Genomic DNA, 16,335 nt, shown 5'->3' with positions numbered 1-16,335 from the left:
ACAAGGAGTCTCACATGGAAAAGGACAAGAGCCGGATCAAGGTGGAAGGGGTGATGCAGATCACCGAAGTCATCGCCAACCTGGAAAAACTCGCGGCCGACATGAAAGCCGGTCTGGTCACCCTGGCCGCTGGCGACGAGTCGCTGACGCTGCGGCCTTCGGTACTGGTCAACGTGGACATGAAGGCGTCGCAAAAAAAGGACAAGGAAAAATTCGCCCTGGAGATTTCCTGGAAAAAACACAAGGAAATGGACGGGTTCGCAGGAGAGTAAACGGCAAAGGCCTCCGGCTGTCGGGAGAAGGCGCACGGTCCTCTCCCGTTAAGCCGGAGGCCCGCCGCCCGTCTCGATGCCTTCCGTACAGCCAGAGCGTTGATGGTTTCCTCTCTTTACGGAGGCTCCACAGCACAAACGTCTCGTATAGCCTCCCTTGACAGATACGAGAGTTTTCCAATCACTCAAGAAAAACTCATATTTTAGTCTGTTGCCTACGAAATACGCCATGCGCTTTCCGTTGACACGACACTAGCAGATGATAGCGTGTGGATTGATGCCGAATTCGCTTTGCAGCTTTTGTTTTGCCAGCTCTTCGTTCTTATAATATACATCTTGATCAAGCATAGACCGATGGCCACAACCGTGGTCTATATAATCCGAAATATCGCAGTGACATGCCGTACACCCGAACCGATGCACATCATGAAACCATAAGGCTCCGGTATCTATACCATACCCGCCGCAAGAAGCAATGCATCCGAAAGGAGGAACAGGACCAAGCGGACTTGTGACGGATCGGACCAACCGCATATTAATCAGACACGACCATTCGTTTATGCGACATGGAGGAAGCGGCCAAGGATTTGATCTGTATGCTTCGCAGAAATTCGCCAAATGAAAGGGAGTGCAATTTTTATACTTGTCAAAATCATGTTTTTCATACAAATCGAACAATTCTTGATAGCTTGGCCTATAGGAAAGATATTTTTCGCCTGAGCACTTCTTTGCATGATACGCAGGACACCCCGCACACGCGCCAACACTTCCTGCACCAATATGCTCTTTGCACTTGTCTAAATAAAGTCCGACAACATCTTGCTTATGGTAAGTATCATTATGACATATATAAAGATAATCCTTATCCGTCCTCTCCCAGGCATATTGATATCGCACAGACAGTCTGGCGTATTCTTCAATTATCGAATCAACATCCATCAAACGAATCCAGTAAAAATTTGTCGGAACATAAAATATCAATCTCGACTTCAGCTTGTTCTTAATAAATTCAAATCCGTTCAACTGCCTTGGCGTATTTGCATTTTCCGCTATGAGGTAAATTTTATCTATATGCTTATGGCTGTGCTTGAGCAGCGACAAAATAGACAAAGTTGTCTGAAAAGGCTTGCCCAAAGCATTCACTGCCACGTCAACAACTTTCAAAGACATATCAACTCCACAGCAATAAACAAAAAACCAGTATAAAACATCAAAAACGGCTTGTCATAACCAAGGCCATGTTCCGCTGCCCTCAGCCCTGCTCCTCGAAAAACCGGATGGCGTTTCGTAGTTCCCCGAATCTGTAGATGTTGTAGTGGGCTTCCACCCCATCCATGGCCTGCTGGCCCTGGCCAGTGGCGAAAAACACCGTACGAAGGCCGGCCTGGCGCGCGCCGTAGATATCGCGGTACATGTCGTTACCGACAAAGACCACCTCATCTGGCGGCAGATGCAGACGCCGCAGGACCAGGGCGAAGATGCGCGGATCGGGTTTGCGGTAACCAAGATCACCCGAGACGACGATGGGATAAAAATACTGCTCAATGCCGACCATGCGCATCTCGGGCACGGCCCAGACCGACTGGGCATCGGACAAGACAGCCAGGCGATAGCGCGGCCGCAGTTCGTCGAGCACCTCGCGCACTTCGGGATAAAGCTCCAGGCGATTGAGTGAGATGCCTCGGTACAGCTCGGCCAGGAAATGCGGCAACTGGGCCATCTTGGCCTTGGGCAGGCTCACGCCCGAGCGCTCCAGCCGCGTTTGCAGAAATTCCCGCCACACCGCCACGGCATCGAACTCCGGAAAGGCCTCTCCGCCGGCCCGACGCTGGGCCTTTAATATCTGGTAGTAGCCGTCGCGCACGTCGCCTCGGCTGGTACGGATACCGTAATACTTGAGCAGGTGGCTGATGGAGCGGTAGATCTGCTCGTTGCCTTCATCGGTGTTGATGTCAATGAGCGTGCCGTTGATGTCGAAGATGATGGCCCGTACGATCATGCCAGTCCTCCGCTCAGGATCACCCTCGCCTCATGGACGAGGCGTTTGCGGTAGTTCGCGTCCAGCCAGCCGTTGCGGGCGATGCGCAACAGCGTCAGCCCCAGATGAAACGGCAGCCGGCCGGACAGCGAGGCAAAGGTCCGCTCCCGATCCGGAAAATGGCCGGCGTATTCCCACAGAAAGTGGCCTATATACGGTTCGGCCCGGCCGATGTCGCCGGTCATCTGAAGGAAACAGTGCTTAAGTTCGCCGCACAGCCGGCCCACGTCATAGATCCGGTCGTCGCGGTGCATGCGCTCAAGGTCGATGGCATAGACCGTCTGGCCTCGGCCGAACAGGAAATTGGACGGCGTGGCGTCGCCATGCACCGCCACCTGGACGTCCTGCCAGTGTTCGGGCCGGGCGGCGTAAGCATGGCCGAGTTCGTAAAGCCGGGCGGCCCGGCGTTCGGCAAGGCCGCCATGGACGGCGAGATAGCCGACCACCCGGTCAAAGTAGCCTTGGGTACGGCCGAAATCCACCCGCTCGGGACCGGCGGCGGCGTTGTGCAGCCGGGCAAAAAAACGGGCCAGGCCCGACAGTTTGCGGAATAGCCGGTCGCCCCTCCCGGCCGTGGCGGCGGCGGCGACAATGGCGTCGAGCTGTTCGCCGGCGAGGTGTTCGACCACCAGCAGATCGCCCAGGTCCTCGCGTACGCCCAGGGGCCGGGCCACGTAGTCCGGCGACGCATCCAGGCCAAGGCTGCGGGCGTATTCCAGGTTGCGGCGTTCATTGGCGGCGGATTGCGGCGCGTTGCTGCCGTTTAAGCCCCGGGCCCGGGCGTAGAATTTGCCCACGACCCGGATTTCGGTCCATTTGTCCTCATAGAGGTAGACAGCGCTTTCGGCCGAGACACGGTAAACCCGGAAGCGGGGTTCCTGCCCGGCCTGGACCAGGTGCGGCAAAATGGCGTCGCGCAAATAGCCATGAAGCGGATCGGTGGTGGCGAGGTGTCCGAGATACTCACGCATGGGCGACAACTTTGCAGGCTTATGCTACATTTTTGTGGTTCTGTGTCCTGTTGACCCAGACACCAGCGTGTATAACCATGGTTAACCTATGCCAACACTTGCCGCTTGCAAATACCCCGCCGCGTTATTTCATCACGCTCCGGCTATTCCGGCTTGCTTTCGGGAATTGCCAAACAATCCCGGGCCTCAAGAGTCGCCTGGGGAAGGCAGTCGGTCGGAACCGACAACCAGGGGCAATGGTTCGCGATTGGTCTGCGCCGCCTGCCGGCTCATGATTACGGCCCCTTCCTGGCGCGTGGCCGTGGCTGGGACCCACCGCCATGTTTTTGCCAATCCCCTGGGGCATGTTTTCGAGATCGGTTGTTTCGCCGCTGCCCCGGGCTGCGCCGCCATTGGTTCAGCCACGTCGGATTTCTCCTGGTTTCCCGGGACGCTCTGGCAAGCCGCCGTCTGCGTCGCCTGCGGCCGGCATCTGGGCTGGCGCTATGTCCAGAGCGATGGAGGAACATTTTTCGGGCTAATCCTCAACCGTCTGCACCAGATGCCGGAGAATTTGGCCTGAATCCTGCATAACAACTTCCAACAGAGCACGGCTTGCCAGGAAGGCAGGACGCCCTATTTAATCTTGACTTTTTCGGTAGGAAAATGTTGTCTCCCAACCCTGCAACGCGGACGGACGTCAAATTCCCGCCGCCCGGAGGGATCGATATGAACCACCTGACCCTTATCCCCACCACCCCGCCCATCAGCCTCACCTGGGACGATGACGCGGACGACAAGGACATCATCGTGAAACCCGTTTTCGACAACCCGATTCTGGCCGGCGCCGACCGCATGGTCTGCGCCCACTGCGGCGAGGACGTCACCAGAGGCAGCCTGCGCATCGCCGTCAATGGTTCCCATCGCCATCTCATGCCCACGGCCCACGGCATTGATCAGGAGATGGGCTGTTTCTCCCTGGCCCCGGGCTGCATGACCGCCGGCCATTTCGCCATGGATTTCGGCCTGGGCGAGGACGGTTTCTGGCAGATGGCCCTTTGCGCCTCGTGCGGCAACCATCTGGGCTGGCATCATGAAAAGGCCGACGGCATGGGATTCTACGGCCTGATACTCGACCATCTGGCCCCGGCCGCCGATATCGACAAGGATGCCGCTTAAGGCCTTTGCTGACAATTATCCCCACAGCATCAGCCCCTTCGCCGTGAAAGCCTCCCGTCCGGAGGCTTTCCACCCGGAGGCGGCCACGCCCCGGCTTTGCACGCAAAAAAGCCGGGAGCCCGAAAGCCCCCGGCCGGAATGGTCTTCGTCGTCGTAGCCTGCCTTAGGCGACGCTCACCGTGATCACGTCTTCGAACTCCGCCGTCACCTTGAAGCTCTTGCCGCCGGCTTCGACACAATAGTCGTTGCCCGGAAAGAGTTGGACATTGGCACAAAAGGCGTCGCCCACATAGATGTCCTTGGCTTCGCCGTTGGTCTCGAAGCGGATGGTGGTGCCGTCGCTTAAGGTCACCATCTCTTCATGGTTGATGCTCTTGGGAAGATCGGCTTCGGTGTAGTTGCTCATAACGCTCTCCAGGTTTGGCGATTATAAGGCCTGCCCGCCCGCAGCGGGCCGATAACCGGGATATTTGTCTTGAACCTACGCCCGTTTGCGCCGAATGCAAAGTCGTTTTGACGTTTACCAGCCTAAAACATACGCAAAGATGAGCGGCGCCACGATGGAGGCGTCGGAGTTGATCATGAACCGGGGCGTGTCGATGTCGAGCTTGCCCCAGGTGATCTTCTCGTTGGGCACAGCACCCGAGTAGGACCCGTAGGAGGTGGTGGAGTCGCCGATCTGGGCGAAGTAGGCCCAGAAAGGCGTGTCTTCCAGCTCTAAGTCCTGGATCAGCATGGGCACGACGCAGATGGGGAAGTCGGCCGCGATGCCGCCGCCGATCTGGAAAAAGCCGATGGGCGTGCCGGCCTTGCCCTGCTCGGTGTACCACTTGGCCAGCACTTCCATCTGCTCGGTGCCGGTGCGGATGGCGTTGTGGCTTTTCACGTGGCCCTGCATGACCTCGGCGCAAAAGATGTTGCCGAGCGTGCTGTCTTCAAAGCCCGGGGAATAGATGGTCAGGCCCTTTTCCTTGGCGGCCAGCACCCAGGAATGTTCCTTGGGGATCTGGAAGAACTGGGCGATATCGGGCTGATCCAGCAGCGCGTACATGTACTCGTAGGGAAACTTGGGTTCGCCGGCCTCGGCCGCGGCGGCCCACAGCTTGGAGATGCGGCGCTGAACCTGGCGCAGGACGCCTTCGGGGATGCAGGTATCGGTGACACGGTTGAACCCCTGGTCGTACAGCGCCTTTTCCGCCTCGGGCGACAGGTCGCGGTACTCGGGAACCATCTTGTATTCGTTGTGGTTGAAGAGGTTGAAAAGATCCTCTTCAAGGTTGGCGGCGGTGCAGCTGATGGCGTGGACCTTGTCCTGGCGGATCATCTCGGCCAGGGAAATGCCCAGTTCGCAGGTGCTCATGGCGCCGGCCATGGTCAGAAACATCTTGCCGCCGCGCCCCAGCAGATCGTTCCAGGCCTTGGCGGCGTCCAGGGTCTCGCGGGCGTTGAAGTGGCGGAAATTGGTTTCCATGAAACGGGATATGGAAGACATTGCGGCTCCTTGGGTTATTCCTGAGCGGAAGCGACGCTTTTCGCGTCCTTCCTGCTCCGTTGCGGCGTCCGGGGAAGGGGGCAAAAAGCCCTCGAAAACAATGTTGTCCCCATGGCGCAAGGCTTCGACCATATCCTCTCTCGGGCGCACCGTCCAGAGCGGACCGGCATTCCGACCCCATGGGAATGCCCGCGACGCGGCCAAATCGCCCATCGGGCAGATGTCCAGCGGACTACGCCAACGCGGTCAGGATGCCAGCAGCGCGGCCAGGGCCGCCTCGATGCCCGGCTGGTCGATGCCGCAAAGGGCGCGCAAGGCCTTTTGGGAGCCATGCTCCACAAAGCCGTCGGGCAACCCCAGGCGCTTGACCGTGAGTCCAGAAAGCGCGCCGGCGTCGGACAGGGCTTCGATGACGGCCGAGCCAAAGCCCCCTTCCAGCACGTTTTCCTCCACCGTCAGCCAGCGTTTGTGGGTCTTGGCCAGCTCCAGCAGCTGGACCAGGGGCAGGGGCTTGATGAAGCGGGCGTTAAAGACCGCGACCTGCTTGCCTGTGCGGACGGCCAAGGCGTCGGCGGCGGCCACGGCCGGCATGACCCGGCTGCCGATGGCGACGACAAGCCCGTCGCTCCCCTCGCGCACAAGTTTTCCCTGGCCGATGGGCAGAGGCTCGGCGTTGTCCGGCACGGGCAGGCCCACGCCGGCCCCGCGCGGGTAGCGGATGGCGGCCGCGCCGGGATGGGCCAGGGCCGTGGCCAGCATGGCCGGCAGCTCGGCCTCATTGCCCGGAGCCATGCAGACGAGGTTTGGTATGTGGCGCAGATAGGAAATGTCGAAAGCCCCGTGGTGGGTGGCCCCGTCCTCGCCGACCAGCCCGGCCCGGTCGAGGCAAAAAGTCACGGGCAGATCCTGGAGGCAGACGTCGTGGACGATCTGGTCATAGGAGCGCTGCAGGAAGGTGGAATAGATGGCGACCACCGGCCGAAAGCCGGCCATGGCCAGGCCGGCGGCGAAGGTGACGGCGTGCTGTTCGCAGATGCCGACATCGACGAACTGGTCGGGCAGTTCGGTGGCGAACCGCGACACCCCGGTGCCCTCGGGCATGGCGGCGGTGATGGCCATGACGCGTTTGTCGGCCTTGGCGGCGGCCAGTAGCGCCTCGCCAAAGACTTGCGTGTAGCTCGGCGGGCAGACCCCGGCCTTTTCCACCAGCCCGGTCTCGGGCTCGAAACAGCCCACGCCGTGAAAATAGGTGGGGTTGGACTCGGCCGGCTCATAGCCCCGCCCCTTCTTGGTCAACACATGGACCAGCACCGGGCCTTCGATATCCTTGACTTCCTTGAAGACCTCAATGAGCCGTTCGGTGTTGTGGCCGTCGATGGGCCCAAGGTAGTTGAAGCGGAAGGCTTCGAACAACATGCCGGGCGTGAAAAAGCTTTTAAACGACTCCTCGCCGCGCCGGACATAGCCCATGAGGTCGCCGCCGTAGGGCAGCGAACCGATCCAGCTTTCCATGTCCTTTTTGAGCCGCTTGACCCAGCGCTGGTTGAGCTTGCGGCTTAAAAACAGCGAAAGCGCGCCGACGTTTTTCGAGATGGACATCTCGTTATCGTTTAAAACGACAATGAGCCGCCCGCCCCAGCCCCCGGCCTGGTTGAGGCCTTCGTAGGCCAGTCCGGCGGTCATGGAACCGTCGCCGATGACGGCGATGACGTCATGGTTCTCGCCCTTGCGGTCCCGGGCCATGGCCAGGCCCAGGGCCGCCGAAATGGACGTGCTCGAATGGCCGACGCCAAAGTGGTCAAAGGGGCTTTCGGCCGGACGCGGAAAGCCGCTGACGCCGCCCATGGTGCGCAGCGTATGGAACTCTTCCTGACGGCCGGTGAGAATCTTGTAAGCATAAGCCTGATGTCCCACGTCCCAGACGAACTTGTCCCGGCCTGGATCGAAGGCGGCCAGCAGGGCCAGCGTCAGTTCCACGACGCCCAGCGACGGGGCCAGGTGGCCGCCGTTCATGGAGACCGTGCCGATGATGACCTGCCGGATTTCCTCGGCCAGCACGGCGCGTTCCTCGGCGGAAAGCCCCGCCACGTCGTGGGGATGCTTGATGCGGGTCAGGATGCGCAGGGCCGCGTCGCTCATTGCCGTCATGTGGTCGTATCCTTGTAGGCCGCGCCGGAAAGCTGGCCGGCGCGCCGTGGCGTCTCAAAATCGTGGTGGCGTCAAACCCGGACCGCCGCGCGCGGCGGCGTCTGCGGCCGGCGCAGGCTACTGCACCCGGACCACGATATAGCGGGCCAGGTCTCGTAAAAACTCTGCCGCATCACCGGCATACGGCTCGATGGCGGCAATGGCGGCGGCCACGCGTTCCTCGGCCAGCCGCCGGCTTTCGTCAAGGCCGATCATGGAAGGATACGTGTTTTTGCCCTGCTCCCGGTCGCTGCCCACGGGTTTGCCCAGGGTGGCGGCGTCGCCGATCTCATCAAGGATGTCGTCAACGATCTGGAAGGCCGCGCCCACGGCCTCGCCGTATTCCCGGGCCCGGGCCACGCCTTCCTCGCCCGCGCCGGCCAGTATCGCGCCGCACACGCAGGAGGCGGTCAAAAGCGCGCCGGTCTTGAGGGCCTGCATCCGGGCCAGCTCGGCCAGGGTCACGCCTTCCCGGGCGGTATAGTCCATATCGAGGACCTGTCCGCCCACCATGCCGGCCGCGCCGGCCGCCTTGGCCGCCTCGGCCAGGGCCGGCAGCACCAGCTCGGCCGCCACGCCGGGCCAGACACGGCCCATGCAGCCGAAGGCTTCGGTCAAAAGCGCGTCGCCGGCCAGGATGGCCCCGGCCTCGCCAAAAACTTTGTGGTTGGACGGCCGGCCCCGGCGCAGGTCGTCGTCGTCCATGGCCGGCAGGTCGTCATGGATGAGCGAATAGGTGTGGATGATCTCGAAACCGGCGGCAAAGGGCATGACCCTGGCCCGGTCGGCGTCGAAAAGCTCGGCGAAAACGAGGCACAGGACCGGGCGCAGCCGCTTGCCGCCGGCCAGCAGCGAATATTCCATGGCGGCCAACAGATTCTCCGGCACGCCGCGCTCACGCATCCGCGCGCCGAAGCGCTCGCGCAGATAGACTTCCACCTCGCCGGCCATCACGGCCAACCGTTGTTTCACCGTCACGACTCCTCCCCGGCCGGCCCGCCGTCGCGGGCGGCCTCGTCATCGGCAACGTCAAACGGGACCAGCCCGCCGTCCTCGCCGGCCAGACTGATTTCCAGCCGGGCCGCCTCCAGGCGCTTGCGGCACGAGGCCACCAGTCCCATGCCTTCCTTGTAGAGCGCCACGCCCTTTTCCAGGGGCACGTCGCCGGCTTCCAGGGCGACGGCTATGCGCTCCAGGCGCGTCAGCGCCTTTTCAAAGCTTTCTTCCTTCACGCTCACGGGTTTTCTCCGTCGTCGGGTCCGTCTTGGGACACCACGGCCCGAACGCGGCCTTCATACACCATGACGTCAAGCTTGTCGCCGGGCCGCACCTCGCCCTCCCGGCGCAGGAATTTGCCGGTGCGAAGGACCGTGGTCAGGCTGTAGCCCCGGGCCAAGGGCGCGGCCGGGTCCAGGCCGGCCAGCCGCATGGCGGTCACGTCGAGGCGGCCTTGACGGTCAGCGAGAAAAAGCCGCATGGCCGCCGCGATCCGCTCCTTGCGCCGGGTCAGGGCGTCGTCCCGGGCGTCCAGGCTTTGCCGGTCGAAACGCCGGGCCAGACGCGCTTCCAGGCCGTCGAGCCGCCGCGACAAGACGTCCAGCCGGGAGGTTCCAGCCCGCGTCAGACGCTTTTCGCCGGCGGCAAAGGCCTCTTCCAGGCGGGTGAGCCGCCGGGCCGGGGACAGCCAGGAAAGCCCCCGGGCCAGGGCGGCAAGATCCCGTTCCCGCAAGGAAACAAGGCTCCCGATCTGGCGGCGAAGCGCCATCTCGGCGTCGTCCAGGCGCTGGGCCAGCATCCCACGCTCGGGCCACAACAGCTGGGCGGCATGGGAGGGCGTGGCGGCGCGCACGTCGGCCACCATATCGGCGATGGTCACGTCCACCTCATGGCCGACGCCGACGAGCACTGGCAACGGCGCAGCATAAATCGCCTTGGCCACCTCTTCCGTGTTGAAAGCCCACAAATCCTCCAGCGATCCGCCGCCGCGAATGAGCACCAACACCTCGGCCCAGTCGTCGGCTACGGCCCGCAGCATGGCCCGCACAATGCCGGCCGGGGCGGCCTCACCCTGCACCAACGTCGGATAGACGCGCACCTTTGCCCCGTGCCCGCGCTCCCGGCCGATGCGGATGAAATCGCGCACGGCCGCGCCAGCCGGGGCGGTCACCACCGCCACCCGGGTCGGATGGGGCGGCAAGGGGCGCTTTCTGGCCGCCTCGAAAAAGCCCTTGGCGGCCAGACGTTTTTTGAGTTCCTCGAATTCCAGCCACAGCCGGCCGGCCCCGACCTCCTGCACCACCTCGGCCACCAGCTGATAGGTTCCGCGCGGCGGATAAACCGTCAAACGCCCGGCAACCATGACCTCCATGCCGTCGGCCAACAGCCCGGCCAAAGGTCTTTCCAGCACCTCGCCAGTCAGCGGATCGTACCGCTCGCCGCCGGGCGTCACGCGCCCGGCCTGCGCCCCCTTGAACCAGACCACGCCAAGGGACGCCTCGGCGTCGCGCAGAGAAAAATAGACATGCCCCGAGCCCGGACGCGACAGGTTGACCACCTGGCCGCGCACCCAGACAAAAGGGAATTCGGACTCGACCACGGACTTGAGCGCCCGGGTCAGTTCCGCGACTTCAAACACATGGGGCATTATTGTCGTCACTTCGTGAAGACTGGGGGAGGGAACCCCTTTTTGAAAAAAGGGGTTCCCTCCCCCAGACCCCCACCCTCCCCAAAAACTTTCAAAGGGGCGTATAGGAGAGTCAGCGCACTACAACTTTCAACGTCGCCGACGGTTTCCACCCAAAAAACGGACAAGCTGCAAAAGCCCGCTCGTCGGCCATCCTGTCTTGTCGCTCAGGCTCCAAGCATTCGGCCCCGCCTCGGGGCCGAGGGCCGGTTGGGGTCGGGATTTGGGCCGGGAATAACGGCGCTCCTGCGCCGAGATTCCCGGCCCAAATCCCGACCCCATCTTCGCGCGGCAGCGCCACCCACGCAGCCCAGCCGCCGCCGTCCGCTTGGCCATGCGCACGACCAGCCCCCAAGTCGGGGGTCCGGGGGGCTGAGCCCCCCGGCGGGGCCTGGGGCAGCGCCCCAGTCTTCGCTTTTTCTCTCTCTACTCCAGGCCCCAGCCCGCACGCACGCCGGCGCGCCAGGCAGCAAACGCTTCGAAAAAGCCTTCCAGGGGCAGTTCGCCCTTCTCGCCGGTGCGGCGATCCTTGGTCTCGACGATGCAGCGGGCCAGTCCCTTGCCGCCGAGCGTCAGCTGGATGGGGTGTCCCATGAGGTCGGCATCCTTGAATTTGACGCCCGGGCGTTCGTCGCGGTCGTCGAGGAGCGTCTCGATGCCGGCGGCGGTCAGGGCGGCGTAGATTTCGTCGGCTTTGGCGCAGGCGGTTTCGTCCTTGGGGCTCAAATTGATGAGCGCCGCTTCGAAGGGGGCGATGGTGGGCGGGAAGACGATGCCGCCGTCGTCGTGGTTCTGTTCGATGGCCGAGGCCACGATGCGCGACACGCCGATGCCGTAGCAGCCCATGATCATGAACTGTTCCTTGCCGGCCTCGTCCAGGAAGGTGGCGTTTAAGGCCTTGGAATACTTCAGGCCCAGCTTGAAGACGTGGCCGACCTCGATGCCCTTGGTGAAATCGAGCAGCGCGCCGCACTTGGGGCAGGGATCGCCCGGGGCGACCTCGCGCAGATCGGTGAAGGACACGACGTTGACGTCGCGGCCGAGATCCACGTGGAGCAGGTGGGCGTCGGCGGCGTTGGCTCCGACCACCCAGTCGTTTGCCAGGGCCAGTTCCCGGTCGGCGTAGACGGGCAGGGACAGGCCGACGGGGCCGGCAAAGCCCACGGGCGCGCCGGTGGCGGCCGTGACTTCCTCGGGGGTGGCCAGGCGGAGGTCTTCCTTGGCGTCCAGGAGGTTTTTGAATTTCACTTCGTTGAGTTCGCGGTCGCCGCGCACCAGCGCGGCCACGGTCTTGCCGTCGGCCACGTAGAGCAGCGTCTTGATGACGGAAGCGGCCGGGACCTTCAGGAAGGCGGCCACTTCCTCGACCGTGTGCTGGCCCGGAGTGGCGATCTTCTCGGCGGCGGGGCAAGGGGCGAGGTCGCCGGCCGGAGGACAGATGGCTTCGGCCTTTTCGACGTTGGCCCCGTAGTCGCAGGCCGGGCAGGCCACGATGGTGTCCTCGCCGGTGTCGGCCAGGACCATGAATTCGTGGGAGAACGAACCGCCGATGGCCCCGGAGTCGGCGGCCACGGCCCGGAACTTGAGGCCCAGACGCTTAAAGATGCGGGCATAGGCTTCGTACATGCCCCAGTAGCTGGCGTCGGCCCCGGCGTCGTCCTTGTCAAAGGAGTAGGCGTCCTTCATGACGAACTCACGGCCGCGCATGAGGCCGAAGCGGGGGCGGATCTCGTCGCGGAACTTGGTCTGGATCTGGTAGAGGTTGACCGGCAGCTGGCGGTAGGAGCGGATCTCGTGGCGCACCAGGTCGGTGACGACTTCCTCGTGGGTGGGTCCCAGGCACGATTCCCGGTCATGGCGGTCGACGAAGCGCAGCAGTTCCCGGCCGTAGAAATCCCAGCGGCCGGACTCCTTCCAGAGGTCGGCGGGCTGCACGGCGGGCATGAGGATTTCCAGCGCCCCGGATCGGTCCATTTCCTCGCGCACAATCTTGGCGACATTGTTGAGCGCCTTAAGCCCCAGGGGAAGGTAGGTATAGATGCCGGCCGTGAGCTTGCGGATCATGCCGGCGCGCAGCAGCAGCTGGTGGCTTATGACCTCGGCTTCGGCCGGAGTCTCTTTCAACGTGGGGGCGTAGTAGCGGCTCAGTCGCATGGGGATTCCTTTTTTTCGGTAATGAAGCGTTCCAGTTCGTCCATGAAGGCGGGAATAAGCTTGTCCGCGCCGCGCACCTTGCCAAGGATCTCGCCCTTGCGGAAGATGATGCCGCAGTCGCGGCCGCCGGCGATGCCGATGTCGGCCTCGCGGGCCTCGCCCGGGCCGTTGACCACACAGCCCATGACGGCGACGGTGAATATTTCGGGCACGCCGCGCAGGCGTTCCTCCACGGCCTCGGCCAGGCCGACGAGGTCAATCTCGGTGCGCCCGCAGGTCGGGCAGGAGATGATTTCCGGGCCGCGCGCGCGCAGTTCCAGGGAGCGCAGGATTTCGTAGGCCACGCCGATTTCCGTCACCGGATCGCCGGTCAGCGACACGCGCAGGGTGTCGCCGATGCCCTCGGCCAAAAGCACGCCCAGGCCCACGGCGGACTTGACCGCCCCGCGCATGGGAGTTCCGGCCTCGGTGACGCCGATGTGCAGCGGATAATCGACCTTGGCGGCGAGCAAGCGGTAGGCGGCGATGGTGCGCAGCACCGAGGAGGATTTGAGCGACACCTTGATGTCGTGAAAATCCCGGGCTTCGAGCAGGGCGATGTGCTCCAGGGCGCTTTCCACCATGGCCTGGGCGGTCGGGCCACCGTATTTCTTGAGCAGATGCTTGGCCACGGAACCGGAATTGACGCCGATGCGAATGGGCGCGCCGTGGGCCTTGGCCGCGGCCACCACCGTGTCCACGGCGGCCTCGGAGCCGATGTTGCCGGGATTGATGCGAAGCGCGTCCACCCCGGCTTCCAGGGCGGCCACGGCCAGGCGGTGGTCGAAATGGATGTCGGCCACAAGCGGCGCGTCAGTGGCGGCGCGGATGGCGGCAAGGGCCTGGGCGGCGGCCTCGTCGAGGACGGCCAGGCGCACGATCTCGCAGCCGGCCTCGGTCAAGGCCTGGATTTGGGCCAGGGTGGCGTCCACGTCCCGGGTGTCGGTGTTGGTCATGCTCTGGACACGCACGGGATTGTCGCCGCCGACGCCGACCGCGCCGACGCGTACGGTCCGGGTCCGGCGACGCGGCGAAAGAGGCAGGGTTTCTTGCATGGGGAGTTTGGGTTAAGAGTTGATCCGGGTTTGGCCGGACATGTCGCCCCGGCAGCCGCACGAGTCAAGGAGCTTACCAGACATGAACGCCGCAGCCGCCATCCGGCAACTGCTGGCCAACGCCTCACTGGGCGTTTTGGCCACCGCCGGCCCCGAAGGGCCGCTGACCTCGCTTATGGCCTTTGCCATCGAAAGCCCGTCGTGCTTGGTCATGGCCACTTTGCCCGACACGCGCAAGTGGCGCAATATCCTTGCGGACCCCAGGATTTCGCTGCTTGTCGACGACCGGGAAACGGCCATTGATCGGGAAAGCGTGCGCGCCCTGACCCTGGCCGGCCGCCACGAGCCGGGAACCGAGGCCCAGCGTCAGGCCGGATTCACTGTATTAGGCCGTCGCCACCCGCATCTGGCCGGCCTGTTGGCGCGACCGGAAATCGCCCTCATCCGGCTGCAGGTCACGTCCTATCTGCTCCTGACAGGCCCGACCGATGCCGCCTATTTGACCAGCCTCGACGAGGCATCCGCGACAGCAGCAACGGGACAGGACAGCGACGCTACCCCCCCTGCCCCACGCCGGTGATGTTGAGATAGACCTCGTCGGCTTTTTTGGCCACCGTGCCGTCGATGCGGCAGTCGGCGTCTTTCTTGCCCAGGTCGAAAAGTTTCTCGATGACGTCCTTGGAAGTCACGTCGTCGCAGATAAGATAGGTCTTTTTGTCCTTGGCTTCAAAGGCCAGGCAAATGGTTTCCTTTTGCGGATATTGCTTCACGCCCGTCACCCGGCCGGTCAGGGACACGGTCTCGGCAGCCTGGGCGGAAGCGGCGTAAGCCATAAGCGTAAGCAGCAGCAAAAACGCGCGCATCAATCAAACCTCCTTGACGCGACGTCGGCAATCGGTCGTTACCGGGAGAGTTCGTCGTCATCGCCGCCGGGCGCGGACCGGCCCGGGGCGGCAAGCAGCCATAACACAAGACAGACGGCAGCTACCCAATACAGGGCGTCCTGGCGCAGGAGCCAGACCAGGGCGTCTCGGGGCCCGGCGTCGGGCAGAGCGAATATCCGCCGCACCAGGACATCGGGCAGCACGTCGCCCATGGGCCAAGCCAGCCACATCCCGTCGCGCCACACGACATACAGCCGCATGGCGAGCATGGCCCAAAGCGCCGTCAGGCTGACCAGCAGGCAGCCCCGGCCGAGTGCGTCTCCAGGGTGTCGCACGCCGCCCTGCCTCCTTATCGGTGGCCGGCAGTATACGGGCGGCGCGCCGGCCTGTAAACGCCTGTTCGCGCCCGCCTGCCATGCCTGGATAACCGTTGTCTGGCGGCCTCGCCGCCTCACGTCAACGTCTGGACGAGGCTCCTAACATTCTCGGCCGCCTCATCGGCAAAACAATATCAGCCGGGGTTCCCCCCTCAGGCCGCTTCGGGTCAATAGCAAAGGTTTGCGTCACATCCTCGAAATGCGCCTGGGGATTCCCTGGAAACAGATAAAACGCCCTGCTTTTCCATCGGATGCTGATCAGTTGCCCTGGGGACGCGTCACGAAGTCGTTTTGGCCAGATAGGCCAAGGCCTCGCCCCGGTCGGTAAAACGCGGGGCCTTGTCGGTGATGCCCAGGCGGTCGAGAATGCGCACGAAGTTTTCGGCCAACCCATACACGGCGGCAGGGCGGCCCGAGGCCCGGCAGGTCTCGGCCACGCTGGCCAGAACGTCCAGACCAGCGCCGTTGATCGAGGCGTTGGGCGTGAAGTCGAAAAGCACCCCCACGGCGTCGTCGAGTTCCCGAAAGGCCTTGGTCAGATAGGGTTCGCTTTCGCCGCAGAGACTGCCTCGGATATGGATGACGCCAACGGTCTCTTCACAGGCGGCAGCCACGTCGCCGCCGCTGCCGGCGGCCTCGGCCATGTCCAAGCGGCCGTTGGCCCGGCCAAGGGCGGCTTCCAGGGTCTCGCGACGGATGGGTTTGTCGATGAAATCCGTGGCCCGAAGCCCCAGGGCGGCCAGGGCCAGATCAGTATCGCCGTGGCCGGTAATCACGATGACCTCGGTTTCGGGCCGCCGGGCCTTGATCGCCTCCAGCACTTGCAGGCCGTCTATGCCGGGCATCTTGATGTCGGTGAGCACGATGGGCGGGGTCTGGGCGTCAAAAACGGCCAACCCTTCCTCGCCGCTGGCGGCGGTCAGGGTTTTGTAGCCGTAAGCCCCGAGATAGAGCTCGAACATCTGCAGGGTCGGCCGTTCGTCGTCGATGACCAAAATGGTGCGCATGAAGACTCCCTGGAACAC

18 protein-coding genes are annotated in these 16,335 nt (G+C 63.3%); 4 read left to right on the top strand and 14 right to left on the bottom strand.

Features of this window, described 5'->3' with window-relative positions:
• Positions 1-14 precede the first annotated feature (14 nt).
• Positions 15-272 carry an amphi-Trp domain-containing protein gene (locus C3Y92_RS09545; RefSeq protein ID WP_006919228.1) on the top strand — a complete coding sequence of 86 codons (258 nt, stop codon included), beginning with the start codon at positions 15-17 and terminating at the stop codon, positions 270-272.
• Positions 273-524: 252 nt separating this feature from the next.
• Here the strand turns inward: C3Y92_RS09545 and C3Y92_RS09540 are convergent, their stop codons facing one another.
• The 3 genes from C3Y92_RS09540 to C3Y92_RS09530 all read right to left on the bottom strand — a co-directional run bounded on the left by C3Y92_RS09540 (position 525) and on the right by C3Y92_RS09530 (position 3,281).
• Positions 525-1,442: a hypothetical protein gene (locus tag C3Y92_RS09540; RefSeq protein WP_129351985.1), complete on the bottom strand. Its 918-nt coding sequence runs from the start codon at positions 1,440-1,442 to the stop codon at positions 525-527.
• Positions 1,443-1,524: 82 nt separating this feature from the next.
• Positions 1,525-2,271 (bottom strand): HAD family hydrolase, encoded by a 747-nt coding sequence (locus tag C3Y92_RS09535; RefSeq protein ID WP_129351983.1) that lies wholly within the window; start codon positions 2,269-2,271, stop codon positions 1,525-1,527.
• Entirely contained in the window at positions 2,268-3,281 is a 1,014-nt protein-coding gene (locus C3Y92_RS09530) for an aminoglycoside phosphotransferase family protein (protein WP_129351981.1), read from the bottom strand. Before C3Y92_RS09530 ends, C3Y92_RS09535 begins: the two co-directional genes overlap by 4 nt.
• A gap of 301 nt (positions 3,282-3,582) precedes the next feature.
• Between C3Y92_RS09530 and C3Y92_RS09525 the strand changes: the two genes are divergently transcribed.
• Both C3Y92_RS09525 and C3Y92_RS09520 read left to right on the top strand, forming a co-directional pair.
• Positions 3,583-3,843: a cereblon family protein gene (locus C3Y92_RS09525; RefSeq protein ID WP_129351979.1), complete on the top strand. Its 261-nt coding sequence runs from the start codon at positions 3,583-3,585 to the stop codon at positions 3,841-3,843.
• 146 nt (positions 3,844-3,989) lie between these two features.
• A complete protein-coding gene (locus C3Y92_RS09520) occupies positions 3,990-4,439 on the top strand; it encodes a cereblon family protein (RefSeq protein WP_129351977.1) in 450 nt (149 codons plus the stop codon).
• A gap of 163 nt (positions 4,440-4,602) precedes the next feature.
• Here the strand turns inward: C3Y92_RS09520 and C3Y92_RS09515 are convergent, their stop codons facing one another.
• The 8 genes from C3Y92_RS09515 to ispG form a co-directional block, all read right to left on the bottom strand.
• Entirely contained in the window at positions 4,603-4,845 is a 243-nt protein-coding gene (locus C3Y92_RS09515; RefSeq protein WP_129351975.1) for a hypothetical protein, read from the bottom strand.
• A gap of 114 nt (positions 4,846-4,959) precedes the next feature.
• Positions 4,960-5,931, bottom strand: a complete 972-nt coding sequence (locus C3Y92_RS09510; RefSeq protein ID WP_129351973.1) for a deoxyhypusine synthase family protein — start codon at positions 5,929-5,931, stop codon at positions 4,960-4,962.
• A 246-nt stretch (positions 5,932-6,177) separates the two neighbouring features.
• On the bottom strand, positions 6,178-8,079 hold the full coding sequence (gene dxs / locus C3Y92_RS09505; protein WP_129351971.1) for a 1-deoxy-D-xylulose-5-phosphate synthase: 1,902 nt from the start codon (positions 8,077-8,079) through the stop codon (positions 6,178-6,180).
• 117 nt (positions 8,080-8,196) lie between these two features.
• A complete protein-coding gene (locus tag C3Y92_RS09500; RefSeq protein WP_129351969.1) occupies positions 8,197-9,096 on the bottom strand; it encodes a polyprenyl synthetase family protein in 900 nt (299 codons plus the stop codon).
• Positions 9,093-9,356 (bottom strand): exodeoxyribonuclease VII small subunit, encoded by a 264-nt coding sequence (xseB, locus tag C3Y92_RS09495; RefSeq protein WP_129351967.1) that lies wholly within the window; start codon positions 9,354-9,356, stop codon positions 9,093-9,095. Before xseB ends, C3Y92_RS09500 begins: the two co-directional genes overlap by 4 nt.
• On the bottom strand, positions 9,353-10,762 hold the full coding sequence (gene xseA / locus C3Y92_RS09490; RefSeq protein WP_129351965.1) for an exodeoxyribonuclease VII large subunit: 1,410 nt from the start codon (positions 10,760-10,762) through the stop codon (positions 9,353-9,355). Before xseA ends, xseB begins: the two co-directional genes overlap by 4 nt.
• Positions 10,763-11,227: 465 nt before the next feature.
• Positions 11,228-12,955 (bottom strand): proline--tRNA ligase, encoded by a 1,728-nt coding sequence (locus tag C3Y92_RS09485; protein ID WP_129351963.1) that lies wholly within the window; start codon positions 12,953-12,955, stop codon positions 11,228-11,230.
• Positions 12,946-14,049: a flavodoxin-dependent (E)-4-hydroxy-3-methylbut-2-enyl-diphosphate synthase gene (ispG, locus tag C3Y92_RS09480; RefSeq protein WP_129351961.1), complete on the bottom strand. Its 1,104-nt coding sequence runs from the start codon at positions 14,047-14,049 to the stop codon at positions 12,946-12,948. The genes C3Y92_RS09485 and ispG overlap by 10 nt, the downstream gene beginning before the upstream one ends.
• A gap of 82 nt (positions 14,050-14,131) precedes the next feature.
• On the opposite strand from ispG, the gene C3Y92_RS09475 reads away from it, so the two are divergent.
• On the top strand, positions 14,132-14,629 hold the full coding sequence (locus tag C3Y92_RS09475; protein ID WP_165352101.1) for a pyridoxamine 5'-phosphate oxidase family protein: 498 nt from the start codon (positions 14,132-14,134) through the stop codon (positions 14,627-14,629).
• Here the strand turns inward: C3Y92_RS09475 and C3Y92_RS09470 are convergent.
• From C3Y92_RS09470 to C3Y92_RS09460, 3 genes are all read right to left on the bottom strand, one after another.
• On the bottom strand, positions 14,604-14,912 hold the full coding sequence (locus tag C3Y92_RS09470; protein ID WP_129351957.1) for a hypothetical protein: 309 nt from the start codon (positions 14,910-14,912) through the stop codon (positions 14,604-14,606). The two genes, C3Y92_RS09475 and C3Y92_RS09470, sit on opposite strands and share 26 nt — an antisense overlap.
• Before the next feature lie 38 nt (positions 14,913-14,950).
• On the bottom strand, positions 14,951-15,268 hold the full coding sequence (locus C3Y92_RS09465; protein WP_129351955.1) for a hypothetical protein: 318 nt from the start codon (positions 15,266-15,268) through the stop codon (positions 14,951-14,953).
• A 320-nt stretch (positions 15,269-15,588) separates the two neighbouring features.
• Positions 15,589-16,317 (bottom strand): STAS domain-containing protein, encoded by a 729-nt coding sequence (locus C3Y92_RS09460; protein ID WP_129351953.1) that lies wholly within the window; start codon positions 16,315-16,317, stop codon positions 15,589-15,591.
• Between the last annotated feature and the right edge of the window lie 18 nt (positions 16,318-16,335).

Origin of the sequence: Solidesulfovibrio carbinolicus (assembly GCF_004135975.1) — a bacterium.
GTDB classification, from domain to species: Bacteria; Desulfobacterota; Desulfovibrionia; order Desulfovibrionales; family Desulfovibrionaceae; genus Solidesulfovibrio; species Solidesulfovibrio carbinolicus.
The sequence above is the reverse complement of the archived record's forward strand: the minus strand, read 5'-3'. Positions and strand labels throughout refer to the sequence as shown.

What these genes read in the sequence shown, in the direction of transcription:
- C3Y92_RS09460 (WP_129351953.1), bottom strand. Translation starts at nt 16,317, where the DNA reads ATGCGCACCATTTTGGTCATCGACGACGAACGGCCGACCCTGCAGATG.
- C3Y92_RS09485 (WP_129351963.1), bottom strand. Translation starts at nt 12,955, where the DNA reads ATGCGACTGAGCCGCTACTACGCCCCCACGTTGAAAGAGACTCCGGCC.
- C3Y92_RS09510 (WP_129351973.1), bottom strand. Translation starts at nt 5,931, where the DNA reads ATGTCTTCCATATCCCGTTTCATGGAAACCAATTTCCGCCACTTCAAC.
- dxs (WP_129351971.1), bottom strand. Translation starts at nt 8,079, where the DNA reads ATGACGGCAATGAGCGACGCGGCCCTGCGCATCCTGACCCGCATCAAG.
- C3Y92_RS09515 (WP_129351975.1), bottom strand. Translation starts at nt 4,845, where the DNA reads ATGAGCAACTACACCGAAGCCGATCTTCCCAAGAGCATCAACCATGAA.
- C3Y92_RS09520 (WP_129351977.1), top strand. Translation starts at nt 3,990, where the DNA reads ATGAACCACCTGACCCTTATCCCCACCACCCCGCCCATCAGCCTCACC.
- xseA (WP_129351965.1), bottom strand. Translation starts at nt 10,762, where the DNA reads ATGCCCCATGTGTTTGAAGTCGCGGAACTGACCCGGGCGCTCAAGTCC.
- C3Y92_RS09540 (WP_129351985.1), bottom strand. Translation starts at nt 1,442, where the DNA reads ATGTCTTTGAAAGTTGTTGACGTGGCAGTGAATGCTTTGGGCAAGCCT.
- C3Y92_RS09535 (WP_129351983.1), bottom strand. Translation starts at nt 2,271, where the DNA reads ATGATCGTACGGGCCATCATCTTCGACATCAACGGCACGCTCATTGAC.
- C3Y92_RS09475 (WP_165352101.1), top strand. Translation starts at nt 14,132, where the DNA reads ATGAACGCCGCAGCCGCCATCCGGCAACTGCTGGCCAACGCCTCACTG.
- C3Y92_RS09530 (WP_129351981.1), bottom strand. Translation starts at nt 3,281, where the DNA reads ATGCGTGAGTATCTCGGACACCTCGCCACCACCGATCCGCTTCATGGC.
- ispG (WP_129351961.1), bottom strand. Translation starts at nt 14,049, where the DNA reads ATGCAAGAAACCCTGCCTCTTTCGCCGCGTCGCCGGACCCGGACCGTA.
- C3Y92_RS09470 (WP_129351957.1), bottom strand. Translation starts at nt 14,912, where the DNA reads ATGCGCGCGTTTTTGCTGCTGCTTACGCTTATGGCTTACGCCGCTTCC.
- C3Y92_RS09545 (WP_006919228.1), top strand. Translation starts at nt 15, where the DNA reads ATGGAAAAGGACAAGAGCCGGATCAAGGTGGAAGGGGTGATGCAGATC.